The sequence below is a fragment of the Chthonomonas sp. genome (assembly GCF_035294165.1).
Classification (GTDB): domain Bacteria; phylum Armatimonadota; class Chthonomonadetes; order Chthonomonadales; family Chthonomonadaceae; genus Chthonomonas.
In genome coordinates this window covers 1-5,052 of the sequence record NZ_DATGLN010000213.1, presented here as the reverse complement: position 1 = coordinate 5,052, position 5,052 = coordinate 1, and the positions used below count along the sequence as shown (strand labels likewise).

5 protein-coding genes are annotated in these 5,052 nt (G+C 55.7%); 4 read left to right on the top strand and 1 reads right to left on the bottom strand.

The features are described 5' to 3' along the window. Positions 1-1,908 (bottom strand): alpha amylase N-terminal ig-like domain-containing protein (locus VKV29_RS11910; protein ID WP_324201533.1); only part of this gene is annotated, 1,908 nt, incomplete at its 3' end. A gap of 7 nt (positions 1,909-1,915) precedes the next feature. Between VKV29_RS11910 and VKV29_RS11905 the strand changes: the two genes are divergently transcribed. The 4 genes from VKV29_RS11905 (at position 1,916) to VKV29_RS11890 (ending at position 4,821) form a co-directional block, all read left to right on the top strand. After that, positions 1,916-2,044 (top strand): hypothetical protein, encoded by a 129-nt coding sequence (locus VKV29_RS11905; RefSeq protein ID WP_324201532.1) that lies wholly within the window; start codon positions 1,916-1,918, stop codon positions 2,042-2,044. Between the two features lie 875 nt (positions 2,045-2,919). Further along, on the top strand, positions 2,920-3,312 hold the full coding sequence (locus tag VKV29_RS11900; protein ID WP_324201531.1) for a PepSY domain-containing protein: 393 nt from the start codon (positions 2,920-2,922) through the stop codon (positions 3,310-3,312). 167 nt (positions 3,313-3,479) lie between these two features. After that, positions 3,480-4,391, top strand: a complete 912-nt coding sequence (locus VKV29_RS11895) for a ThuA domain-containing protein (protein ID WP_324201530.1) — start codon at positions 3,480-3,482, stop codon at positions 4,389-4,391. A gap of 226 nt (positions 4,392-4,617) precedes the next feature. Further along, the gene (locus VKV29_RS11890) at positions 4,618-4,821 is read left to right on the top strand and encodes a hypothetical protein (RefSeq protein WP_324201529.1); all 204 of its coding nucleotides are present in this window, start codon (positions 4,618-4,620) and stop codon (positions 4,819-4,821) included. The last annotated feature ends 231 nt before the right edge of the window (positions 4,822-5,052 follow it).

Here is a 5,052-nt window from a genome sequence, read left to right as displayed (position 1 = left end):
AAAAAACTGAAGGATGGTGCGGTTCCACTTTTGCGGGTTCCACTCCATGCAACGTCGGTCGTCGGGGTCTTTACCGCCCTCCATGCCGATCTCATCCCCATAGTAGACACAAGGCGTTCCGGGGTAGGTCATCTGGAAAAGCACGGCTTGGCGTTCCTTGGGCCAATTGTCCTGGCAGAGCGTGCGCAGTCGCACGGTGTCATGGCTGCCGAGCAGGTTAAAGAGAACGGCATCGGCGGCGGGGGGATAGGAATCGCGGATTTGGGCAAGCTGTTGGTCGAAGCGAGAGGGCGTGCTGGTGTCGAACACGAAGAAGTCGAGCACGGCGGCACGCCATGGATAGTCCATCACGCTATCGAACTCATCGCCTTGAAGCCAGGCGTGTGCATCGCCCCAAATTTCGCCCACAAGGTAGGCGTTTGGGTTAACGCTTTTTACCGCTTTGCGAAAGGCTTTCCAGAAGGAGGGCACCACCTGGTCGGCAGCATCGAGACGCCATCCATCTATATGGGCCTCGCGTATCCAGTAGGTGCCAACATGAAGAAAGTAGTCGCGTGTGGCCGGGTTCTCTTGGTTGAGTTTGGGCAGCCAGGGCACGCCGAACCAGCCCTCATAGGTACGCTGTCCTTCGGCGACCACAATGGGGAACTTGTAGATGAAGTACCAGTTGCGGTAAGGGGAGCGCGGGCCTTCCTTGCGAAGGCTTTTGAAGGCGAAGAAGTCTATGCCGGTATGGTTGAACACCCCATCGAGGATCACATGCCAGCCCATGGAGTGTACCTTGTCCACGAGCTTGCGGAGCAGCGTGTTGGTGCCGAACCTTGGGTCAACATGGTAGTAGTCGGTTGTGTCGTACCCGTGGTTGCTACGCGCGGTGAACAGGGGGTTGAAGTAGAGAGCGTTAATGCCTAAACTGTGAAGGTAGTCGAGGTGTTGTAGAACGCCTTGCAGGTCGCCGCCCATGCGGTTGGTGCCGGTAGGTTTAGAGCCCCACGGCTGCACATCGGGCCCGTCATTGGAGGGATCGCCGTTGGCAAAGCGGTCGGGGAAAATCTGGTAGAAAACGGCATCGCGGGGCCATTGGGGCGTTACCAAAAGCGGGTAGGCTGTGGGTTGCAGGGTAAACCAACGGGGAGGGGTGTTTGTGGCCGTCAGGTGCCCGGAGGCATCGTAGCGCAACGCGGTGGCGCCGTCCTTTAAGAGAAAGGCGTAGTGTGTGGGCTGAAGAGAGGGAATATCCACACTGCCTCTCCACCGATCGTAGAGAGGGTCTTTGAGCACGATCTGCATGGGATAGGAGGCCACGCCGCCGTTGGCCTTCTGGATAAGGACGAAGCACCGGGCGACATCGTTATGGCGAGTGCGAAGCGCAAACGCAAAGCGGCGCTCTCCAAGCCGAGTGATGTCGGAGCGATCGGGATGGTGTAGAACGGCAGAGGGGGTGATGATGCCATCGCCTATGCGCGCCGGGTACCGATCGTAGTCTTCAGGTTCTACAACCAACAAGGAGTTGATGTTGGAGTTGCCATCGTCTACTCCTGGGGCATTGGGGTCGTTTACCCAGGTGTTACCGTTGATCACGAAGCGGTAGTAGTAGACACCTGGCGGAATGGGGTAGGTGCCGACCCACGTTTTGCCGTCGGGCTGAAGTTTCAGCGGGTAGGAGGACTTATTCCAATCGTTGAAGGTGCCGGCCACGCACACGGTTTGGGCCGGTTGGGTGGGGACGTAACGGAAAGTGATGGAGCGTGTAAAGGGCGCTTTTACAGAGGACATGGCTTGTGCTGTGCTTTGAGGGCGATGCAGGGCTTTCACCGGCAGCAGACCGGCTTGCGCCAACAGCGAACCCAGCGTTGCCCATAAAGTGAGCGCTACGAAGCGGCGTTGCGGAGACCGTTGCTTGTGCATGGAGATATTGTACCAAAGAGAAGGGAACGTTGAGGCCGTTTTCCTATCGGATAAGCTTTCCCCTATGACTGACGTCGGCAACGGCACCAATTGGCAACTGTTGCACCTGTTGAACGACCATCGGCTGGTTTTTTGAGAAGACCTCAATTTGTTGCGGAAAAATCCTATTGGCGAAATTAGCATGAAACTCATTCTAGAGCCAATTCGCACAGCAAGTCTGCCTTGTTCGCCTCCTATCCCATCCTTTCCGTCCTCGCAGACAGCAATGCAACGGTCTTGCAGACAGCAGTGCAGCGGCCAGCGAGATAGGCGATGAAGGAAACGACACAGGCCGCTGAGGCGGTCAGCCCCCCTGCCTGATAGAGGGAGGAGATGGGCCTTGAAGAAGCGATGATACGCCTGTCATTTCTTATGATAAACGCCTGTCATTTCGAGCCGAAGGCGAGAAATCTTGAGTTTCACTTCCCACAAGTGCTGAGGGGAAGGGGGTGGGGCTGCGGAGGCTGATAATCTCACGGTTCTAGAGGCAGTTTACAAAACAAGACGACTTTGTTCGCCCCCTATCCCTTCCTTTCCCCCTATTAGGGAGAAAGGGGGCGGTTATGATGGGTTTCCAAAGGAAAGGTTATCATAAGGGACTGCCAATGAACTTATTGGTCTCCCCTCTCCCCAATGGGGGGAGGGGCGGGGGGGTGGGGGCCTTGAGGGGTAGGCCTTGAAGAGCCGGTAAGAGAGACGCCTGTCATTTCGAGATAAACACCTGTCATTTCGAGCCGAAGGCGAGAAATCTTGAGTTTCCATTCCCACCAGCCCTGAGGGGATGGGTATCGGTCTTGAGGTTACCCCACTCCAAACGACTCGTGGCTGCGAGGGTTAACTAAGAAATGGTTCATCAAAGAAAACCGGGTGTTATGATGGCAACCTGAAAGAATTCTCAGATAGCTTTAAGGTTCTTCTAAGGGGCGGCCTCGTACAATAGATTAACCATCCTGCAAAGAGAGGAGTTTAAGTATGGCGTCGTTGCGTTCAACCGTTGGGGTTATGCTGGCAATTGGCTCGGCGATAATGCCTTCTACGGTCGCCCTAGCACAAAAACACCCCACCCACACAAAACATCCCGCTGCTATGGCCAAGATAAGCGCGGCCCAGGCAAAACAGATCGCGCTTAAGCGCTATCATGGTCGTGTCGTGGGTAAGGTGGCCTTGGAGAATGAGGAGGGAATTTGGCAGTACAGCGTGATGGTGCGTTCGGGTAGAACCCTACGAGAGGTGATGGTGGATGCGAAGACGGGCAAAATAGACAACGTGGAGGTAACAACCGCCGCCAAGGAGCGGGCGGAAGCCAGGGCGGAAAAGGCAAGAGCCAACGGCCATCGTGCTCCAAAATCTCCCAAAAAGCCTTAATCCTCTACCCATGCGTTGCGCGAGCAGATGGGGTCTTCCCATCTGCTTCTTTCTTCCTTGCCCTGCTTCCGCGCCTATTGACAGATCGGCGCGATCCCTCTATAATTACCTCCGTAGGCTCCGCTCGTTGAGAGCGGAGTTTTTAGCCAAAACAAGGAGTAAAAACTATGAAGCTTTGGTATGGCCTCGGAGCGGCCCTCCTCTGCTTTACGCTGGGAACCGCAGCCAGCAATGCAACACCACACGGAGCGAAACCCATGAAGCACCTTCTGGTTGTTACCGTTACCAAAGGCTTTCGACACGACAGCATCCCCGTGGCGGAGCAGGTGATCCAGATGTTGGGAGAGAAAACCCACGAGTGGGACACCGATTTTGTGCGCACCGATGAAGAGATGCAGGAGAAGATGACGCCGGAAGCCCTTAAAAAGTACGACGCGGTGGTGTTCGCCAATACCACCGGCGTCCTGCCGCTGCCCGATCCCCAAGGTTTCCTCGACTACATCAAAGACGGACACGGGTTCGTGGGGATGCATTCGGCCAGCGACACCTTTCACACCTGGCCCGGCCAGCAGGATGGGGTGTCGGAGTATATTCAGATGCTCGGTGGCGAATTCCTAACCCATCATGCGCAGAGCGTGGCCGATATCCACATCGAAGACACCCACTTCCCCGGCATTCGTGAGCTGATGGCGGAGGGAGAAAAGGCCGGTGGCGGGCCTAACACGCCAATTGAACAACTGCAGCAGGGGCATAGCGTGGTCTACGACCACATCTGGCTCGTCTTCGACGAGATGTATATCCTCAAGAACAACGATCGCACCAAGGTGCATGTTATCCTCTCGATGAATCACTATCCGAACGATGGCAGTCCCGATGCCGGTAAGCCGGGAGACCATCTCATCGCATGGTGCAAAAGTTACGGCAGAGGGCGCGTCTTTTATACTGTGCTCGGCCACCGACAGGAGATGTGGCGCGATCCGCTCTATCAACAACTGATTTTAGGCGGCATTCGTTTTGCTCTAGGGCTTGCCCATGCCAACACCAAACCCAGCCCGCCTCTCTCTACAGCAGGGAAATAGCGGCATCGGTTCGTAAGGCCTTCCTTAACGAGGGGATCAGGTGCCTCTCTCCCTGTAGGGGGTAGGGCTTGAAGAGCCGGTAAGAGAGACGCCTGTCATTTCGAGCCGAAAGCGAGAAATCTTGAGTTTCACTTCCCACAAGTGCTGAGGGGAAGGGCGCCCTACCCCCAGAAAATCACAAGATTTTCTGGGGACCCCCTGTATCGGCCTTGAGGGAAAAGGCGCCATGCGCAGCACCGGCGCGCTTGAGGAGGGACATGCCACATCGCTCTATTGGCAAGGAGTCTGCCGCCTGCTGCCGCCACAACGCTTTCCCGGTCGCGTGCATCAGGGGGGGCAGCCGACCCGTTCAACACCTTGCTCAACGACGGCCACTTTAGGAAATTTGACCAGCTGTGGCTCTCCTCGAGGAATTGTGCAGGAAGCTTAACCAGTCCCTCGAAAATCGGTTCTTTGCGGAATTCGGCGTCCCATTTGCGAACATGGGACAGGTAAGCTTCTCTCATTCTCCCTTCTTCCTTAGGGCAAAACCGGCCGGATGAGAGTAACGATTTTCGATGACCTTGGCTTGTGGGTTGGGTTATAAAAAATTTTGGGTATCGGGGTTAGGATGAGAAGGAATCATGCGGATAGTTGGGTAATATAAAGGTATCATGTCGGG